This window comes from Clostridium sp. LS3, from assembly GCF_055330225.1.
Window position 1 is genome coordinate 3,975,001 of sequence record NZ_CM143921.1, and the last position, 2,900, is coordinate 3,977,900.

At 44.3% G+C, this 2,900-nt stretch carries 2 tRNA genes and 2 rRNA genes (1 of these 4 running past the window's edge); all 4 read left to right on the plus strand.

The window, feature by feature from the left end:
- Positions 1–1,969, plus strand: a 23S ribosomal RNA gene (locus tag ACZJV1_RS18780); it begins 937 nt to the left of the window's first position.
- 55 nt (positions 1,970–2,024) lie between these two features.
- Positions 2,025–2,141: ribosomal RNA gene (rrf, locus tag ACZJV1_RS18785) — 5S ribosomal RNA — on the plus strand.
- 5 nt (positions 2,142–2,146) lie between these two features.
- A tRNA-Ile gene (locus tag ACZJV1_RS18790) sits at positions 2,147–2,223 on the plus strand.
- Positions 2,224–2,228: 5 nt separating this feature from the next.
- A tRNA-Ala gene (locus tag ACZJV1_RS18795) sits at positions 2,229–2,304 on the plus strand.
- Positions 2,305–2,900: the final 596 nt, after the last annotated feature.

Consider the following 2,900-nt stretch of genomic DNA (forward strand, 5'->3'; position numbering starts at 1 on the left):
CTTATCAAACTCCGAATGCCATATACTATGAGTCCGGCAGTCAGACTGCGAATGATAAGATCCGTAGTCAAAAGGGAAAAAGCCCAGATCGTCAGCTAAGGTCCCAAAGTGTAAGTTAAGTGGTAAAGGATGTGGGATTTCTAAGACAACTAGGATGTTGGCTTAGAAGCAGCCACTCATTTAAAGAGTGCGTAATAGCTCACTAGTCGAGAGATCCTGCGCCGAAAATGTCCGGGGCTCAAACTTACCACCGAAGCTACGGGTTCAAGTTTAACTTGAGCGGTAGAGGAGCGTCGTAATCGGGCTGAAGTCGTACCGTAAGGAGCGGTGGACTGATTACGAGTGAGAATGTTGGCATTAGTAGCGAGATGTAAGTGAGAATCTTACAGGCCGAAAATCTAAGGTTTCCTGGGGAAGGCTCGTCCGCCCAGGGTTAGTCGGGACCTAAGCCGAGGCCGAAAGGCGTAGGTGATGGACAATTGGTTGATATTCCAATACCACTATTATCGTTATTATCGATGGTGTGACGGAGAAGGATAGGATGTGCTAGCGATTGGAAATGCTAGTCTAAGCATTTAGGGAGTTAAGACAGGAAAATCCGTCTTAACAATTCTGAGGTGTGATGGGGAAGGCCAATTTGGCCGAAGTATCTGATTCCATGCTTCCAAGAAAAGCATCTAGAGAGAGAAGTAGTGCCCGTACCGCAAACCGACACAGGTAGATGAGGAGAGAATCCTAAGGCCATCGGAAGAATTGCAGTTAAGGAACTAGGCAAATTGACCCCGTAAGTTCGCGAGAAGGGGTGCCTGCGAGAGCAGGCCGCAGAGAATAGGCCCAAGCAACTGTTTAGCAAAAACACAGGTCTCTGCTAAAGCGTAAGCTGATGTATAGGGGCTGACGCCTGCCCGGTGCTGGAAGGTTAAGGGGAACACTTAGCGCAAGCGAAGGTGTGAACTTAAGCCCCAGTAAACGGCGGCCGTAACTATAACGGTCCTAAGGTAGCGAAATTCCTTGTCAGGTAAGTTCTGACCCGCACGAATGGCGTAATGACTTGGGCACTGTCTCAACTGCAAATCCGGCGAAGTTGTAGTGCGAGTGAAGATGCTCGCTACCCGCGATTGGACGGAAAGACCCCGTAGAGCTTTACTGTAGCTTAGCATTGAGTTTCGATATTGTCTGTACAGGATAGGTGGGAGACTGAGAAGCTAGGGCGTCAGCCTTAGTGGAGTCATCCTTGGGATACCACCCTGACAGTATTGGGATTCTAACCGGACGCCATGAATCTGGTGACGGGACATTGTTAGGTGGGCAGTTTGACTGGGGCGGTCGCCTCCAAAAAAGTAACGGAGGCGCCCAAAGGTTCCCTCAGAACGGTCGGAAATCGTTCGAAGAGTGCAAAGGCAGAAGGGAGCCTGACTGCGACACCCACAAGTGGAGCAGGGACGAAAGTCGGGCTTAGTGATCCGGTGGTACCTCGTGGGAGGGCCATCGCTCAACGGATAAAAGCTACCTCGGGGATAACAGGCTGATCTCCCCCAAGAGTCCACATCGACGGGGAGGTTTGGCACCTCGATGTCGGCTCGTCGCATCCTGGGGCTGTAGTAGGTCCCAAGGGTTGGGCTGTTCGCCCATTAAAGCGGCACGCGAGCTGGGTTCAGAACGTCGTGAGACAGTTCGGTCCCTATCCGTCGCGGGCGTAGGAAATTTGAGAGGAGCTGTCCTTAGTACGAGAGGACCGGGATGGACTGACCTATGGTGCACCAGTTGTTCTGCCAAGAGCATGGCTGGGTAGCTAAGTCGGGAAGGGATAAACGCTGAAAGCATCTAAGCGTGAAGCCCCCCTCAAGATGAGATTTCCCATAGCATAAGCTAGTAAGACCCCTTGAAGAACACAAGGTTGATAGGTCAGAGGTGTAAGTGTGGTAACATATTTAGCTGACTGATACTAATAGGTCGAGGGCTTGACCAATAATTAAAAGATTTTGGCAATAATTCATGTGCAATTTTCAGAGAACACTCTGATATCTGGTGATGATGGCGTAGAGGAAACACTCCTTTCCATTCCGAACAGGAAAGTTAAGCTCTACAGCGTCGATGGTACTGCATGGGAAACTGTGTGGGAGAGTAGAACGTTGCCAGGTAATATGGATCTTTAGCTCAGTTGGTTAGAGCAACCGGCTCATAACCGGTTGGTCCGGGGTTCGAGTCCCTGAAGGTCCACCATATTTGGGGGTATAGCTCAGTTGGGAGAGCACTTGCCTTGCACGCAAGGGGTCAAGGGTTCGAATCCCTTTACCTCCACCAAAGCTACGATATAATCGTAGCTTTTTTTGCTTTAATTTGCTTTAATTAAAGTTAAATGAAATTATCTAATATGATAGATCAATAAAATTTAGGTATATAATCATAACTTAGAGAAATAATTTTATTTATCTGAATTATAATAATCTATAAGATCATAATAAAGGTTATAAAAGTATTTTATATAATCTTAGATTAGAAAATATTATTCTTCTTACAAAAGAATATAAAATTTATAATACTATGGTACTTTCAGAGTAAATTTAATACTAAACTTAATTGATAAAGATTAATAAATTTTAAATAAAGTATAGGTAGCTAGTAAGGTAATATATATAAACGTATCACGAAAATATATGTTGAATATGAATAACTAATCCTGGTGTGTCAATAATAGAATTAATTAGATAATAATAGAGAAATAGAGTAAATTAATAATAAGTTTAAAAAATGGACACATATTCATAAAACTGTATTAATTTTAAATGATATTATAAATCTCGTCGCTGAGAGATGCGATAAAACAAGTCAAAAAAACTTTGAAAAAAAGTTGTTGACAATAAGAAAAACAAATGATATTATAATAAAGTCGCTTGAGG